Here is a 15,351-nt window from a genome sequence, read left to right as displayed (position 1 = left end):
ATTCCTCGTGAGGCCGGCGTCAGACTTCCGTTTCCGTATCCTTGTAGCCATCGACCACATGGGTCGACAGGTAGACGTCACGGGAGGTGAGGTTCTTGATGGCGGTGAGCAGGTACTGGATGCCGGTGATAGCGAAGCCGACGGGTACCCAGAGGTAGATGGTCCACACCGGGATGCTCAGCGAAGGCAGGACACGGCCGCGAGACTGGACCGTGGAGATGTAGCCGATCGAGTAGTAGCAGAGCACGAACATCACCAGCGAGGTGAACAGGGCGATGAAGATCATCAGGGCGCGCCGGCCGCCGGTGGGCAGCGCATCGTAGAAGGCCGACATGCGGATATGGCGCCCGTGGCGAGCGGCATAGCCGATACCGGCGAAGGTGATCATCACGATCAGGATGCGGTTGACCTCTTCGGAGAAGTGCAGGCTTTCACCGAGGGCGAAGCGGCTGACCACGTTGGCGATGGTGTTGATCGCCATCAGGATCACGCCCATGGCCAGGATCACCGACTCCGCCTTGCTGATCCAGGTGTCGACGATCCCTAGCGGACCGGGGAGGGTCGATCGGTAGTTCTTCTCGGATTCTTCTTCTGTCATGAGACCGGGCTCCTGAGGGGCTTCCCTGCGCAGCGATGAATGGCTGTCCACTTGGCCCAAGGGTATGCAACCGTAGCGAGCCGCATGCCCTTATGCTTCAACGCTGATTGGCCGAGAGGCGGCAGCTGGCTGCCGCGCAGTTACGGTATGAACCACAAGGGGCAGCCGGCCGGCTGCCCCTTGCACGCTAGCGGTGAGTGGCCCGTGGGCTTACTCGCCGGTAACGGCTTCCAGGTCGGCCTTGAACTGCTCGAGCAGCTCGGCACCGCGCTCGCCGGTCATCTCGACGAAGCGCTCTTCGACCTGCGGGGCACGCTCGCGGAAGGCCTGGATCTCCTCCTCGTTGAGGCGGGTCACGGTGACCTCGTCGGAAGCCTCCTGGATCTTGGCCAGCGACTCCTCGGCCAGGCCCTGGATGTGCTCGATGGTGTGATCGTAGGCGGCCTCGGCCGCATCACGCACCAGCTGCTGCTCCTCTTCCGAGAGGCCGTTGTAGAAGTCCTGGTTGGCCATCATGGCGGTGGTGAACCAGCCGTGGCCGGTGAACACCAGGTGCGGCGAGACTTCGTAGAGGCCGCCGGACTCGATCCAGAAGATCGGGTTCTCCTGACCCTGGATGATGCCGGTCTGCAGGCCGCCGTAGACCTCGCCCAGGGCAGCGGCGTCGGGGTGGCGCCGAAGGCGCGGTAGGTCTCGGAGAGCAGCGGGTTGGTCATGATACGGATGTTCTTGCCGCGCAGCTCTTCCGGGGTGCGGATGGGCTCGTCGACGGTGACGACCATCTCGCCTTCCGGGTACATCTTGAGCAGCTCGAGACCCTGCTCGGCGTAGAGCTCTGGGAACATCTCGTTGATGGCGACGCTGGTGTCGAAGAACTCGATGACGGTTTCTTCATCGGTCGGCAGCAGATAGGGCACGAAGAAGATCTGCGCCTCGGGGATCAGCGCGCCGGTGAAACCGGGTGACTGGTTGACGAACTGGAGGATGCCGGCCTGGGTCTGCTCCATGATGTCGTCAGACTCGCCGAGCTCGCCAAAGCGATAGATTTGCACGGTGTTGTCGGAGTTTTCCTCGACATACTCCTTGAAGGCGACGGCGAAGACGTCCTGGACATCACCCTCGAATTCCTCGTGCGCATAGCGCCAGTTGGCGGACTGGGCGGCGGCAGACATGCCGAACAGCAGCGCGCCAATACTGGCAGTGGTCAGCAGCTTGGTTGCCTTCATTCTTATGTTCTCCTCGCAGGTTTAGTCCCGTGAAAACAGCTTGCGTCAACAGGCGACTATCAGCCGCAATGGCTGCACAGGTAATTTCAGGCTAGCGTGGCCCCTGGGGAGGGTCAAGCTGGCATTCGAGGGTTTGCAGCGCCAGAAGTTGAGGTTTTTTCTGCAGTTGCCAGCGTGATGCCAGGGTTGATTCGAGGCCGGGAGGGGGCTTGAAAGTTGGCAAATGCCCTGACCGCTTTCGCTCAACGCCTGCAGCCGTGACAGGGTCTCGCGCTCGGCGGCAAGCTCGGTGCGCTGGAGCCGACCGCGGACCTCGGCCACCCCGGGCTGGTCCCGGGCCGCGCGCTTCAGCTCGCGGCGCAGGCCGCGCAGCACGGCGGTGACGTCGCGCTGCCAGGCGCGGATCGGTGCCAGTGCTGCCGGCTCCCCCGCAACCGCGAGACCGTGTCGGTAGAGCCAGCAGTGCCATAGCAGCTCGCAGACATCGAGGCCGGCCTCATCCTGGAGGCGCAGGCAGGCGGTTTCCACGCCCGGGCGGGCATAGAGGGCCAGGGCAAAATCCCACAGCGGGTCGGCGGCGAGACGGGCCCGCAGGGCCGGGGTCATTGCGGTAGAATCGTCGTTCATGATCGGCTGTCGCCAGCGCGGCAGCCTCCTTCTGCCATTGGAGTCTGCATGATTGCACTGCGCCGGGTCGCCCTGCAACGCGGCACCCAGACCCTGCTCGAGGAAGCCGACCTGACCCTGCACGCCGGCCACAAGGCGGGCATCGTCGGTCCCAACGGGGCCGGCAAGTCGAGCCTGTTCGGCCTGCTGCTGGGCACGCTCGCTCCCGACCGCGGCGAGATCGAGATGAGCGGCGGCCAGCGAATCGCCCATATGGCCCAGGAGGTGGAGGCGCTGGATCGCGCCATCGTCGACTATGTGCTCGACGGTGACCGCGAGCTGCGCCGGACCGAGGCGGCCCTGGAGCGGGCGCGGGCCCAGGGCGAGGCGCATCGGGAGGCCGAGCTGCACGGCGCCATCGAGGCGCTCGACGGCTATAGCGCGCCGGCCCGTGCCGCCCAGCTGCTGGTGGGGCTGGGCTTCACCCAGGCGGATCTGGCGCGCCCGCTGTCGGATTTTTCCGGTGGCTGGCGGATGCGCGTCAACCTGGCGCGCACCCTGTTCATGCCCTCGGATGTACTGCTGCTCGACGAGCCCACCAACCACCTCGATTTGGACGCTCTGCTGTGGCTCGAGCAGTGGCTGACCCGCTATCCGGGCACCCTGCTGCTGATCTCCCACGACCGCGACTTCCTCGATGCGGTGTGCGACCACATCGTCCACTTCGATCGCCAGCGCCTGGTGCTGTACCGGGGTAACTACACCACCTTCGAGCGGACCCGAGCCGAGAAGCTGGCGCTGCAGCAGGCGGAGGCGGCCAAGCAGCAGGCCCGCAAGGAGGAGATCGAGCGGTTCGTGGCGCGCTTCCGGGCCAAGGCCACCAAGGCGCGCCAGGCTCAGAGCCGCCTGAAGATGCTCGAGCGCATGGGGGACATCGCCATGGCCCATGCCGACTCGCCGTTTCATTTCACCCTGCCCGCCGCCGACAAGACCTCGCATCCGCTGCTGGTGCTGGACGAGGCGCGGCTGGGCTACCGCGACGAGGCGGGGGCAGAGCACGTCCAGCTCGACCAGGTGAAGGTGACCCTGCTGCCGGGACAGCGGATCGGGCTGCTGGGCCCCAACGGCGCCGGCAAGTCGACGCTGATCAAGTCGCTGACCGGGGAGCTGCCGCTGCTCTCGGGCAGGCGCATCCCGGGCGAGCATCTGGCCATCGGCTACTTCGCCCAGCACCAGCTGGAGGGGCTCGACCTGGCGGCGACCCCTTTTCAGCACGTGCAGCGGCTCTCACCCACGGCGGCGGACCTGACCATCCGCAACTTCCTCGGCGGCTTCGGCTTCCAGGGGGATGATGCCTTCACCGAGGTGGGGCGTTTCTCCGGCGGCGAGAAGGCGCGCCTGGCCCTGGCGCTGGTGGCCTGGCTGAAACCCAACCTGCTGCTGCTCGACGAGCCCACCAACCACCTGGACCTGGAGATGCGCGAGGCCCTCACCGAGGCGCTGGCGGCCTTCGAGGGCACGGTGATCATCGTCTCTCACGACCGCCACCTGCTGCGGGCCACGGTGGATGAGTTCTGGCGGGTGGCCGACCATCGGGTGGAGCCCTTCGACGGCGACCTGGAGGACTACCGCGCCTGGCTCAAGGCGCGGCTGGAGGATGAGCGTCGCGATGCCCGGGCCGACAAGGCCGAGCGTCAGGCGGAGGGCGGCGTCGCCAAGGAGGACCGCAAGGCGACCCGGCGCGCCGCCGCCGAGCTGCGCGAGAAACTGCGCCCGCTCAAGAAGCAGCGCGACCGGGCCGAACAGGCCATGGAGAAGGTGCAGGGGGAGCTTGCCGCGGTGGAGGAGGCGCTGGGCGACGCCGACCTCTATACCGATGCCGCCCGCAAGGAGGAGCTGACCGCCACCCTGGCCCGCCAGGGCGAACTCAAGTCGCGCCTGGATGACCTGGAAGCCGAGTGGCTGGCCGCCGAGGAGGCGCTGGAGACCATGGAGGCGGAGCTGCTGGAAAGCGGGGCTTGATGCGTATCAGCATGACTGGACAAGGTGAGTGATGCCGGGAAAGCGCGAGTCGCGACCCCCGGGGCGAAACCCTGGCGCTGCGCTTGCGGCCTGCGCGTCGGGCCGGAACAAGGTCCCTCTTGCCAACCCTCAATCGACTTCCCTGTCGATTGCCGCGCGCCGCGGCGCTTGCGCCAGCACCCCGGGGTAGATGTCGCTTTCGCGCTTCCCCGGCGCCCTCACGCTGCCGGTCCTCGGTCCTCGGTCCTCGGTCCTCGGTGCCCTCAGCTCTCCAGCAGAAAGGTCACCGGCCCGTCGTTGATCAGCGAGACCTGCATATCGGCGGCGAACTCACCGCTGGCCACCCGGGGCCAGGCGGCCTGGGCCCGCTCGAGCAGATAGTGGAAGAGCCGCTCGCCCTCGGCGGGCGGCGCGGCGCTGGAGAAGCTCGGCGCAGCCCCTTGCGGGTATCGGCGGCCAGGGTGAACTGGGAGACCAGTAGCAGCCCCCCTCCACCTGCTGCAGGTTGAGGTTCATCTTGTCCTCGGCGTCGCCGAACACCCGGTAGTGCAGCAGCTTGTGCAGCAGCTTCTCCGCGGCGGCCTCGTCGTCGCCCTTCTCCACGCCCACCAAGGCCAGCAGCCCCCGGTCGATGGCGCCCACGGTGCTCCCCTCCACGGTCACGCTGGCCTGGGTGACCCGCTGAATCAGTGCTTTCATCCTGTGCTCCCTGACATTTCAAGCGCCGCCAAGGGTAGCACGGGCGGGCCGCAGCGCAGGCGCTACCAGGCGCGGCACAGCATGATGTCGCAGTGCGGCTCGGAGAGCAGTGCCTCGGTGATATGGCTCTGGCGGCCCAGCTGGCCGCGGCTGCCCAGCGCCAGCAGGTCCGGTGGCTGTCGGCGCAGGCGGGTCAGCAGCACCTCCAGGGGGTCGCCCTGCTCGAGCACCAGCTCCAGCTCCGGGACGTCGTCGAGCTCGCTCATCAGCTGGTCGGTCTCACGCTCCAGCTGGCCGCGCAGGCGCTCCACCTCGCGGTCCCGCCAGCGGGCGTATTCGCGGTCGGAGCCTCAGCTCCCGCTCGCCGGGAATGTCCCAGGCGTGCAGCAGGGTGAGGCGCGCCTCGGGGAAGCGCTTGAGGGTCTGGCGCAGGATGTGGCGGGTCGCCAGCGAGAAATCCACCGGCACCAGGATGTCCTGCCAATCGTGGTTGGCGGGCTGGCTCACCGACAGCACCGGGCAGGGGGCGCTGCGCAGGACCCGCGCCAGAGTGGTGCCGGCGACCAGGTCCGGCTGGCCGCGCTTGCGGTGGGCGCCGAGGATGATCATGTCCACCTCGCGGTCGTGAGCCTCGCGGATGATCTCGGCGTAAGGGGCCCCGGCCACCGTCTGCAGCAGGGTGCGTGGCTCGGGCAGGGCGTAGTCCTCGCGGATGTCGGTCAGCATGGCCTGCATATCGTCCACCACGGCCTCTTCCAGGTCGTGCAGCACCCGGTGAGGGAGGTCGGGGTCCAGCACATGGATGACGTCGAGGCGCGCGCCGCTGTCCACGGCCAGGCGAACGGCACGGGCAAAGGCGGCGCGGTTCTCGGCGGAGAGGTCGCAGGCGAACAGCAGGGTCTGGGTCATGGTATCTCCCTCCCATCAAGAACGAACCCGTCGGGGGCCGTCTTCAGCATGGGTGGGGAGTCGCCGGGCTGCAAGCCCGGCGGCCTACCACCAGGCGTGGAAGTGGTGTACCGGGCCGTGACCTTGTCCCACGTCAAGCCGCGTGCTGGCACTGAGCGCCGCCTCGAGCCAGCGCTTGGCGGCGCCCACCGCCGTGGGCAGGTCGTCGCCCTGCGCCAGGCGGGCGGTGATCGCCGAGGAGAGCGTACAGCCGGTGCCATGCAGGTTGGCGGTGGCGATGCGCGTCCCCTCCAGCCAGCGGGTTGCGCTGCCCTGGATCAGCAGGTCGGGGCAGCTCTCGCTCTCGAGGTGACCGCCCTTGAGCAGCACGGCGCCGGCGCCCAGTGCGGCGAGCGACGGCGCCAGGGCCTGCATGCCGTCGCGTGTTTCGGGAGACGGGCAGTCGAGCAGCACGGCGGCTTCCGGCAGGTTGGGGGTGATCAGGTCGGCCAGGGGTACCAGCACCTCGCGTACCGCGGCGATGCCGGCGTCATCCACCAGGATATCGCCGCTCTTGGCCACCATCACCGGGTCGAGTACGATCCAGCGCGGTCGCCGTCGGGTGAGGGCGTCGCGAATCGTCTCGGCCACGTCGCGGCTGGCCACCATGCCGATCTTCACTGCGTCGATGGTCACGTCGTCGAGCAGGGCAGTGAGCTGGGTGCCGATGAACGCCGCCGGGACCGGGTGCACGCCGACGACGCCGCGGGTGTTCTGGGCGGTCAGGGCGGTGATCACGCTGGTGCCGTAGGCGCCCAGCGCCGAGAAGGTCTTGAGGTCGGCCTGGATGCCGGCGCCACCGCTGGGGTCGGAGCCGGCAATGGTCAACGCATTGGGAAGAGAGCGAGTCGCAGTCATGGCGGTAAGAGGGTCCTGTAGCATGTATCGATCAAGCGGCGCGGTGCGCCGGGAGCGGCGCCAGTGCTGAGTCTGTTTGCGGTGGCGCTGGTCAGTGCCACCCTGCTGCCCGGCGGCTCCGAGGTCTGGCTGGCGCGGCTGTGGTGCCTGGGCGAGCCGGCGCTGATGCTGTGGCTGGTGGCCACTGCCGGCAACACCCTGGGCAGCCTGATCAACGTCTGGATGGGGCGCTACGCGCGGCGCTTCCAGGACCGCCGCTGGTTCCCCGCCTCGCCGCAAGGGCTGGCCCGGGCCGAGCGCTGGTACCACCGCTTCGGCGAGTGGAGCCTGCTGCTCTCCTGGGCGCCGGTGGTGGGCGACCCGCTCACCGTGCTGGCCGGCATCTTCCGGCTGTCCTGGTGGCGGGCCACCCTGCTGATCACCCTGGCCAAGGGCGGGCGCTATGCCGTGGTGCTGCTGCTCGCCCAGGCCTGGTTGGCCCCATTGTGCCAGTAACTAGAGCAGGGAGGGCAGCCAGGTGGCCAGCCCCGGGAAGGCGGCCAGCGCCAGCAGCATGGCCAGCTGCAGGGCAATGAACGGGATCACCCCGCGATAGATCGCCGAGGTGGGCACCGAGGGCGGCGTGACCCCGCGCAGGTAGAAGAGCGCGAAACCAAACGGTGGCGTCAAGAACGAGGTCTGCAGGTTGACGGCGATCATGATGCCTAGCCAGATGGGGTCGATGCCCATCATCAGCAGCACCGGCCCGACGATGGGCACCACCACGAAGGTGATCTCGATGAAGTCGAGGATGAAGCCGAGCAGGAAGATCACCACCATCACCACCAGGGTGGCACCCACCACGCCGCCGGGCAGCGCCGCGAACAGCTCCTTGACCAGCTCTTCGCCACCGTAGGCGCGGAACACCAGCGAGAAGAGCGCGGCGCCGATCAGGATCAAAAATACCATGCTGGTGACCTGGGCGGTGCTGCGTACCACGTCGCTGAGCATCGTCAGGTTCAGGCGGCGATTGGCCAGCGCCAGCAGGAAGGCGCCCGTGGCGCCCACCGCCGAGGCCTCGGTGGGGGTGGCGAAGCCGCCGAGGATCGAGCCCAGCACGGCGACGATCAGCAGCACCGGCGGCATCAGCCCCTTGATCAGCAGCGGCAGCAGGCTACCGGTATGGCCGAGCTCCGCCTTCAGGGCGTTGCGGTCCGCGGGCGGGGCACTCTCCGGCTTGAGCCAGGCAGTCACCAGCAGGTAGGCGATGTAGGCCACCACCAGCAGCAGGCCGGGAATCAATGCCCCGACGAACAGATCGCCCACCGAGACGGTCCTGGGGCTCCACACGCCCATGGCCAGCTGGGCCTGCTGGTAGGCGTTGGAGAGCACGTCGCCGAGCAGCACCAGGGCGATGGAGGGAGGAATGATCTGACCCAGGGTGCCGGTGGCGCAGATGCTGCCGGTCGCAAGCTGCGGCGAGTAGCCGCGCTTGAGCATGGTGGGCAGCGACAGCAGGCCCATGGTCACCACGGTGGCGCCGACGATGCCGGTGGAGGCGGCCAGCAGCATGCCCACCAGCACCACCGAGATGCCCAGCCCCCCGCGCAGCGAGCCGAAGGCCATCGCCATGGCGTCGAGCAGGGTCTCGGCGACCCGCGACTTCTCCAGCAGCACCCCCATCAGCACGAACAGCGGCACGGCGAGTAGCGTCTGGTTGGTCATGATGCCGTAGAGCCGGTTGGGCATGGCGCTCATGTAGCGTGCCTCGAAGGGCACCGGCACGCCCATCGACAGCAGCAGGTGGCCAAGACCGGCGAAGATCAGCGCCGTGCCGGCCAGCGCCAGGGCCACCGGGTAGCCCAGCATCAGCACCGCGCAGACGGTGAGGAACAGGAACAGCGGCATGAACTCGAGCAGGGCTTCCACGTCAGAGCACCTCCCTGTGCTCGGGTCGCTGCCCGGCGCCTGGCCGCGCAGGATCATCACCTGGCGGATCAGCTGGGCGATGCCCTGGATGAGCAGCAGCGCCATCATCACCAGGATCAGCGACTTGAGCAGATAGACCCGGGAATTCCGCCGTCCGGAGAACGCTCGAGAATCGCCCAGCTGCTGCGCACATAGCCAAAGCTACCGATGGCGATGAACAGCGTTACCGGAATCAGCAGGAAGAGGGTGCCGCAGAGGTCGATCCAGGCACGGCCGCGCTCGGAGAGCTTGCGGTAGAAGATATCCACCCGCACGTGGCCGTCGTGGCGCAGGGTCCAGGCCGCGCCGAGCATGAATACCATGGCGTGCATGTACATCACCGACTCCTGCATCACCACGCTGTGGATGCCAAGGGCGTAGCGCATCACCACGATGGCGAACTGCACCAGCATCATGACGATCACCAGCCAGGCAATGGCTCGGCCAACGACCTCGGTAATGCCGTCGAGCCAGGCGAGCAGGACCGGTTCACGGTTCGCGGAAGGCATGGGAAAATTCCGTCCAGAAGCCAAACAGGGTGGGCATCATCGCCGATTCGCCGCGGGGCGTCATCCCTGTCTCTCAACGCCCTCGGGGCCGGCGGTCAGTGGCCTTCCCCCTTGAGTCGGGCGGTGAGGGTCTGCAGGCAGGCCGCCGGCAGCGCCACGTCCACGGCGATGGGCAGATGATCCGAGAAGAGGTGATCGAGCACCCGCACGTCGCTGGCCTCCAGGGAGTGGGAGAGCAGGATGTGGTCGAGGGCGCGGCGCGGCTGCCAGGAGGGGTAGCTGAGCAGCGGGCGCACGGGGTGCAGCGGCAGCGAGGCGCAGAACCGCGAGTGGGTGTGCAGCTGCTCGGGAGTGCAGTTGAGATCGCCCATCACCACCACATGGCGCAGCGGCTGGATGATCTCGCTGAGGTAGTCGAGCTGGCGCACCCGGCCACGGTGGCTCAGCGCCAGGTGGGCGACGAACAGGTGCAGGGCGTCCGGTCCGTCGCCGTAGCGGGCGTGGATGGCGCCGCGCCCGGGGAGGGTGCCGGGTAGGCGATGCTCCTCGATATGCGTCGGCTTCAGGCGCGACAGCAGGCCGTTGCTGTGCTGGGCGAAGCGGCCCAGGTTACGGTTGAGCTGCTGAAAGTGGTGGGGAAAGCCGCCGCGACTGGCGAGGTACTCCACCTGGTTGACGTGGCTGGAACGAAAGCTGCCGCCGTCGACCTCCTGGAGGCCGACGATGTCGAAGCGTCCCAGCACCTCGCTGACCATGTCCAGGCGCCGCTGGCGCCTGGGATGTGGCAGCAGGTGCTGCCAGCTGCGGGTCAGGTAGTGGTGGTAGGCCGAGGTCTGAATGCCGACCTGCAGGTTGAAGGTGAGCAGTTTCAGATGGCCGCCGTCGAGCGGCGGCGTCTTGGCGTCGGCCAGGTGTGACAGCTCAGTCTGCACGGCTTACTCGTTGCGTTCCTGGCGCACCCTGTCGATCAGGGCGTCGGCGATCTGCGGCATGTTCTCCAGGCTGCCGGCACTCGAGGGCGTGACCCGGTAGCGGCCGTCGACCACCAGCGCCGGCACGCCCATCAGCTGCATGGCGCGCATGCGGGCATGGGCCTGGTTGACCTTGGCCTTGACCGCGAAGGCGTCTAGCGCCTGGCGAGCCTCATCCTCGCTCACGCCGTAGTCGGTGAAGAAGGCGGCGATGTCGTCGCTGGCGGTCAGGTTGCGGCCCTCTTCGTGGATGGCGTGGAAGATGTCGGCGTGGGCGTCCTCGAGAATGCCGAGCTCCTCGGCGGCAAAATAGACCGCGGCGTGGGTGTTCCAGTCGCCGCCCATGGTGGCCGGCAGGTGAAGCACCTCGACGTCGTCGTCCAGGGTCTCGTACCAGGCGGTGACCGCGCCCTGCAGGTTGTAGCAGTGGGGGCAGCCGTACCAGAAGGCCTCGGTGACTTCGATCTTGTCGGCGTCGACGCGGGTCTCGACCGGCTCGCTGATCACCTCGTAGTGCTGGCCTTCCACCAGGTTGCTGGCAAGGGCAGCCGCCGACATGCCGAGGCCGGCGACGGCGAGCATGGCGGACGTCACGATATGAGAGGGCTTGAACATGCGGGAATCACTCCTTGGATTTTCCGGGGCGCTCGTGCCGGGGCGGTCGCCCGATGGCGGCCGAGTCGCTGACTTGGAGCGCGGTCGGAGCCGAGGGTTCCGCCGGGGCCGCAAACGCCGAAGGCGGCCGCTGGGCCGCCTTCGACGCGCTGGCCGGTAGGCCATCAGCGAATGCGGCTAGCTCAGTGCAGGCCAAGAATATAGTTGGCCACGGCTTCCATGTCGGCATCGCTCATCTTGGCGGCGATATCGCGCATGATGTTGTTGGGGTCGTTGGCCCGCTCGCCGGAAGCATAGTCCTGCAGGGTGGCCACGGTGTACTCGGCGAACTGGCCGGAGAGCGCCGGGTAGACGGCGGAGTTGATCCCTTCGCCGCTGGGGGTGTGGCAGGCCGCGCAGGCGGGGATGCCCTTGGACATGTCCCCGGAGCGGTAGAGCTCCTGGCCGCGGGCGATCAGTTCGTCGTCCGGGTCGGCCTGACCGACGTGGGCCTCCTGCTCGGCGTAGAAGGCGGCCACGTCCCAGGCGTCCTGGTCGGAGAAGTCGTCCACCTGGCCGACCATTTCCGGTACCAGCCGGTGGCCGTCGCGGATGTCAATGATCTGCTTGGCGGTATAGGACATCTGTTGGCCGGCGAGATGCGGGAAGGAGGACGCCGGGCTGATGCCGGTCTCGCCGTGACAGGCGGCGCAGGGCTGTGCCAGTTCGCGGCCGGCGGCCGGGTCGGCGTCTGCTTCCAGGTCCGCGTGGGCGGCGCCGACGGCGCCCATGGTAAGTGCCAGGCTTGCCAGTAACTTTCTCATCGCTAATCCACTATGCCGTTGTGTTATTTACCGGTACGCACCCTGGGTGCCCCGCCCAAGGGAACACTGCACAAATGCTTGCGCGAGCGAATCGCTGCGTTGCGCGGTGCCGAAGCGTCGGACCGTCGGAATCCTCACATATACCCCATATGCTCCGGTTCCTGTGCTCCGTGCGCCTTGCGCTTCATCTCGCTCAGCGATTTGTTCAGCGCTCCCCCAAGTCCCTCAACTTCCAGGCCGGGTGCCCTGCCGCCTGGCGCGCCGAGCGAATCGGTCGCTGCCGGCGAGAGCACGGTGGTACACTAGCGTGCCCCAGGTCGCAGACAAAAGACACGGCATTATAACGAAACAAGCTCGCGTCGGGAATGCAGGCCACGCATCCCGCCGGCGCGGGCGCTTCTCTCTTCGGCAGGACCTCGACGCATGTCACGACTTCATTACCCCGCCGCGCGCTTCATGACCAGCGCGCCGAGCCTCGCCCAGTGCCCGCCCGACCAGGGCGCCGAGGTGGCCTTCGCTGGGCGCTCCAACGCCGGCAAGTCCAGCGCCATCAACGCCATTACCCGCCAGAAGGCCCTGGCGCGAACCTCGCGTACCCCGGGGCGCACGCAGCTGATCAATTTCTTCGCGCTGGGGGACGATGAATCCCGGCGCCTCGTCGACCTGCCCGGTTACGGCTATGCCAAGGTGCCCGAGGCAGTCAAGCGCGAGTGGCAGCAGCACCTCGCCGACTATCTGCGCGCCCGCCGCTCGCTGCGCGGGGTGGTGCTGGTGATGGACGTGCGCCACCCGCTGACCGAGTTCGACCAGACGCTGCTGGGCTGGGCGGATGACCAGGACATGCCGGTGCACATCCTGCTCACCAAGTCCGACAAGCTGAAGTCCGGCGCGGCCAAGGGCGCACTGCAGCAGGTGCGCAGTCGGCTGCGGGAGTGGGAGGACCTGGTGAGCCTGCAGCTGTTCTCCTCGCTGAAGCGCCAGGGCATCGACGAGACCTGCGCACGGCTGGACGACTGGCTGCTGGGCGCTGATTAGCGGGGGAGAGGTGGGGCTATCCTGGCGGCAGGCCCCGAGGTGTCGGACCATTGCGAGGGCGCTGTCCTTGGAAAAGCCCCTCGCGAGGCCCCGCCCCCAGCGCTTCTCGCTATGCGTTAGCGCTGCCGCTCCAGCCAGCGGATCAGCGCAGGCAGTTTACGAACGTGGTTCAGGCGGTGAATGCCCGATGGCAGGGGCTGGTCATCCACATGGGGTGAGATCCAGGCGACCCGCATGCCCAGCCGCCGGGCCGGCTCGACGTCTTCGCGCCAGGAGTCGCCCACGTGCAGCGCCCGAGAGGGGTGGTGCCGAGTCGCGCCAGCGCCGCCAGGAAGGGCCGCGGGTCGGGCTTGGGGGCGAGGATTTCCCCGGCGGCGATGGCCACCGGGAAGTGTTCGCCTAGCGCCAGGCGGGAGACATCGACGTTACCGTTGGTGATGCTGGCCAGTGGGTAGCGGCGCCCCAGTTCGGCAAGCAGCGGGGCGACCTCGGGGTAGGGGGTGACCCGGTGGCGCAGGGTCATGAAGGTCGCCATGGCGGCGCCGGCCCAGTGCCGGGCCGAGGCGGCGTCCAGGCCATAGTCGCCCAGTAGCGCCAGCAGCGCCTGCTCGCGCAGCCAGGTGAAGTCGCCGCGGCGCAGCGGGTGAGCCTCGGCCAGCCGGCGGCGACGGGCCACGAAGGCCTCCAGCGGGTAGCGCTCGGCGAAGCGCTCGGCCGGCGGCTGACCGCGTTCTGCCAGCCAGGCGGCCAGGGCCTGGTCGAGCCAGTCGTAGTGGCCAAGCTCGGTGTCGAGCATCACCTGCTGGTTGTCCCACAGGGTGTCGTCGAGGTCGAAGGTCAGCGCCTCCAGGGGGTGGTCGGGCATGGCGGTTACTCGGTGGCGTCGGCGTCTCGGCGGCGGGCACGGGGGTGGGCCGCATCGTAGCTGGCGGCCAGGTGCTGCCAGTCGAGCCGGGTATAGACCTGGGTGGTGGCGAGGTGGGCGTGGCCCAGCAGCTCCTGGACGGCGCGCAGGTCATGGCTCGATTCCAGCAGGTGGCTGGCGAAGGAGTGGCGCAGGCGGTGGGGGTGCAGGTGCTCGGCCAGCCCGCGACGCCGGGCCAGCTCGGCCAGGCGCTTCTGGATGGCGCGGTGGCCCAGACGCCGCCCCCGGGCGCCCACGAACAGCGCCGATTCACTCGGCGGCGCCAGGGCCCCGCGGATGGCCTGCCAGGCGTCGAGCGCGGCCCGGGCGCGGCGGCCCACCGGCACCTGGCGCGGTTTGCCGCCCTTGCCCCGCACCCGGACCCGCTGCGGCTGCAGGTCGTCCAGGTCCAGGCCGGCGAGCTCGGCGAGCCGTAGCCCGCTGGAGTAGAACAGTTCGAGCATGGCCTGGTCGCGCACCGCCAGCGGCGAGCCGTCGTGGGGCGTATCGAGAAGTGGCTGAGCTGGTCGGCGTCCAGCGGTTTGGGCAGGTGGGCGGGCTGGCGCGGGGTGGGCACCAGCGCGACCGGGTTATGGGGCAGCTGCCCGGCCTTCACCAGCCCCTCGGCGAAGCGCGACAGCGCCGCCCGGCGCCGGGCCAGGCTACGTGGGGCAAGGCCGCGGGCGCGTTCGCTGCCCAGGAAGCGGCGCACCAGCGGCGCGCTCAGCTCGGCGCCATCGGTGACGCCGTGGCGCGCCATGAAGTCGCACAGTGCCTCCAGGTCGCGGCGATAGGCGGCCAGGGTGGCGGGGCTGGCGGTGCATGCCAGCTCGCCGAGGCAGGCGTCGACCTGGTCGCGCAGCGGCGCTTCAGCCATGGGGGCCGGGACGCAGCACCAGGCGGGCCAGCACGTCGCTCAGGTACTCGGTGAACAGGGTGTCCATGCTGGCCCGGAAGTGGTCCGGGTCGGGGCTGGCCAGCACCAGGTAGCCCAGCGGCTCGCCCAGGGTCAACCGTGCCAGGGCGCAGGAACCGGCCTGGCGCGGCGCCTCGACATGGGGCAGCAGACGGCTCCAGTCGGTGGGCGTCAGGCGGGTGCAGCGGCTGGCGCGGCCGTCGAGCAGGGCGGCCAGGCGCTGGCTGGCATGCTCGTCGAGGATCTGACGGGGCGGCTGGGGAGGACGGGGTTCCCGGTCGGTGAGGCTGGCCGGACACCACAGGGCGACGGCCGGGGTCTGGAAGCTCTCGGCCATCTGGGTGGCCAGGGCCTGGCCCAGGGCGTCGGCGTCCTCCGCCTCGAGCAGCGCCAGCACCAGCTCCCGAGTGCGCCGGAACTGGACCTCGTTGTGGCGGGCCGATTCCAGCAGCTGTTCGAGCCGCCACTCGGCCTGCTCGGCGCGGCGCCGCAGGTCGAAGACCAGGCGCTCGAGCAGCGAGGTGGCGCCCTGCGCCTCGGGATGGGGCACCTTGAGCTGCTGCAGCAGCCCTTCGCGGCCGATGAAGAAGTCCGGGTGGCGGGCCAGCCACTCGGCCACCCGGTCGGGTCCAGGGTCTTGCGCGGTTCGGGGACGGCTCGGGACATGGAGACTCCTTGATCAGCTCGGGCAGCG

12 protein-coding genes and 6 pseudogenes are annotated in these 15,351 nt (G+C 68.7%); 3 read left to right on the top strand and 15 right to left on the bottom strand.

From position 1 onward, the window contains the following. Positions 1-19: 19 nt before the first annotated feature. From ACSJDS_RS01080 to ACSJDS_RS01070, 3 genes and pseudogenes are all read right to left on the bottom strand, one after another. The gene (locus tag ACSJDS_RS01080) at positions 20-598 is read right to left on the bottom strand and encodes a TRAP transporter small permease (protein WP_473031749.1); all 579 of its coding nucleotides are present in this window, start codon (positions 596-598) and stop codon (positions 20-22) included. A gap of 210 nt (positions 599-808) precedes the next feature. Continuing rightward, positions 809-1,770, bottom strand: a pseudogene (gene dctP / locus ACSJDS_RS01075) (TRAP transporter substrate-binding protein DctP). Between the two features lie 99 nt (positions 1,771-1,869). Further along, the gene (locus tag ACSJDS_RS01070; protein ID WP_473031748.1) at positions 1,870-2,451 is read right to left on the bottom strand and encodes a TIGR02444 family protein; all 582 of its coding nucleotides are present in this window, start codon (positions 2,449-2,451) and stop codon (positions 1,870-1,872) included. A 48-nt stretch (positions 2,452-2,499) separates the two neighbouring features. Between ACSJDS_RS01070 and ACSJDS_RS01065 the strand changes: the two genes are divergently transcribed. Further along, complete coding sequence (locus ACSJDS_RS01065; protein ID WP_473031747.1) at positions 2,500-4,452, top strand: ATP-binding cassette domain-containing protein; 1,953 nt, start codon at positions 2,500-2,502, stop codon at positions 4,450-4,452. 263 nt (positions 4,453-4,715) lie between these two features. Here the strand turns inward: ACSJDS_RS01065 and dtd are convergent. From dtd to thiD, 3 genes and pseudogenes are all read right to left on the bottom strand, one after another. After that, a pseudogene (gene dtd, locus ACSJDS_RS01060) lies at positions 4,716-5,151 on the bottom strand (D-aminoacyl-tRNA deacylase). 62 nt (positions 5,152-5,213) lie between these two features. Beyond that, positions 5,214-6,060, bottom strand: a pseudogene (locus tag ACSJDS_RS01055) (universal stress protein). A gap of 84 nt (positions 6,061-6,144) precedes the next feature. Continuing rightward, the gene (thiD, locus tag ACSJDS_RS01050; protein WP_473031746.1) at positions 6,145-6,957 is read right to left on the bottom strand and encodes a bifunctional hydroxymethylpyrimidine kinase/phosphomethylpyrimidine kinase; all 813 of its coding nucleotides are present in this window, start codon (positions 6,955-6,957) and stop codon (positions 6,145-6,147) included. A gap of 63 nt (positions 6,958-7,020) precedes the next feature. Between thiD and ACSJDS_RS01045 the strand changes: the two genes are divergently transcribed. Beyond that, the gene (locus ACSJDS_RS01045; protein ID WP_473031745.1) at positions 7,021-7,452 is read left to right on the top strand and encodes a YqaA family protein; all 432 of its coding nucleotides are present in this window, start codon (positions 7,021-7,023) and stop codon (positions 7,450-7,452) included. On the opposite strand, the gene ACSJDS_RS01040 is transcribed toward ACSJDS_RS01045, so the two are convergent. From ACSJDS_RS01040 to ACSJDS_RS01020, 5 genes are all read right to left on the bottom strand, one after another. Continuing rightward, positions 7,453-8,844, bottom strand: coding sequence for a TRAP transporter large permease (locus ACSJDS_RS01040; protein ID WP_473034944.1), 1,392 nt, complete (start codon positions 8,842-8,844; stop codon positions 7,453-7,455). 137 nt (positions 8,845-8,981) lie between these two features. Continuing rightward, the gene (locus ACSJDS_RS01035; RefSeq protein ID WP_473031744.1) at positions 8,982-9,413 is read right to left on the bottom strand and encodes a TRAP transporter small permease subunit; all 432 of its coding nucleotides are present in this window, start codon (positions 9,411-9,413) and stop codon (positions 8,982-8,984) included. 95 nt (positions 9,414-9,508) lie between these two features. Next, positions 9,509-10,345 (bottom strand): endonuclease/exonuclease/phosphatase family protein, encoded by an 837-nt coding sequence (locus tag ACSJDS_RS01030; RefSeq protein ID WP_473031743.1) that lies wholly within the window; start codon positions 10,343-10,345, stop codon positions 9,509-9,511. Positions 10,346-10,348: 3 nt separating this feature from the next. Continuing rightward, positions 10,349-10,999: a thiol:disulfide interchange protein DsbA/DsbL gene (locus ACSJDS_RS01025; protein WP_473031742.1), complete on the bottom strand. Its 651-nt coding sequence runs from the start codon at positions 10,997-10,999 to the stop codon at positions 10,349-10,351. A gap of 182 nt (positions 11,000-11,181) precedes the next feature. After that, the gene (locus tag ACSJDS_RS01020) at positions 11,182-11,802 is read right to left on the bottom strand and encodes a c-type cytochrome (RefSeq protein ID WP_473031741.1); all 621 of its coding nucleotides are present in this window, start codon (positions 11,800-11,802) and stop codon (positions 11,182-11,184) included. A 423-nt stretch (positions 11,803-12,225) separates the two neighbouring features. On the opposite strand from ACSJDS_RS01020, the gene yihA reads away from it, so the two are divergent. Then, a complete protein-coding gene (gene yihA / locus ACSJDS_RS01015; protein WP_473031740.1) occupies positions 12,226-12,837 on the top strand; it encodes a ribosome biogenesis GTP-binding protein YihA/YsxC in 612 nt (203 codons plus the stop codon). Positions 12,838-12,953: 116 nt separating this feature from the next. On the opposite strand, the gene ACSJDS_RS01010 is transcribed toward yihA, so the two are convergent. The 4 genes and pseudogenes from ACSJDS_RS01010 to ACSJDS_RS00995 form a co-directional block, all read right to left on the bottom strand. Further along, positions 12,954-13,121, bottom strand: coding sequence for a hypothetical protein (locus ACSJDS_RS01010; RefSeq protein WP_473031739.1), 168 nt, complete (start codon positions 13,119-13,121; stop codon positions 12,954-12,956). Between the two features lie 74 nt (positions 13,122-13,195). Beyond that, positions 13,196-13,633: pseudogene (locus ACSJDS_RS01005) on the bottom strand (HAD family hydrolase); the annotation flags it as partial. Between the two features lie 74 nt (positions 13,634-13,707). Further along, positions 13,708-14,618, bottom strand: a pseudogene (locus ACSJDS_RS01000) (tyrosine recombinase XerC). Continuing rightward, positions 14,611-15,323, bottom strand: a pseudogene (locus ACSJDS_RS00995) (DUF484 family protein). Before ACSJDS_RS00995 ends, ACSJDS_RS01000 begins: the two co-directional pseudogenes overlap by 8 nt. Positions 15,324-15,351: the final 28 nt, after the last annotated feature.

This window comes from Halomonas sp. SL18_1, from assembly GCF_055755715.1.
The sequence above is the reverse complement of the archived record's forward strand: the minus strand, read 5'-3'. Positions and strand labels throughout refer to the sequence as shown.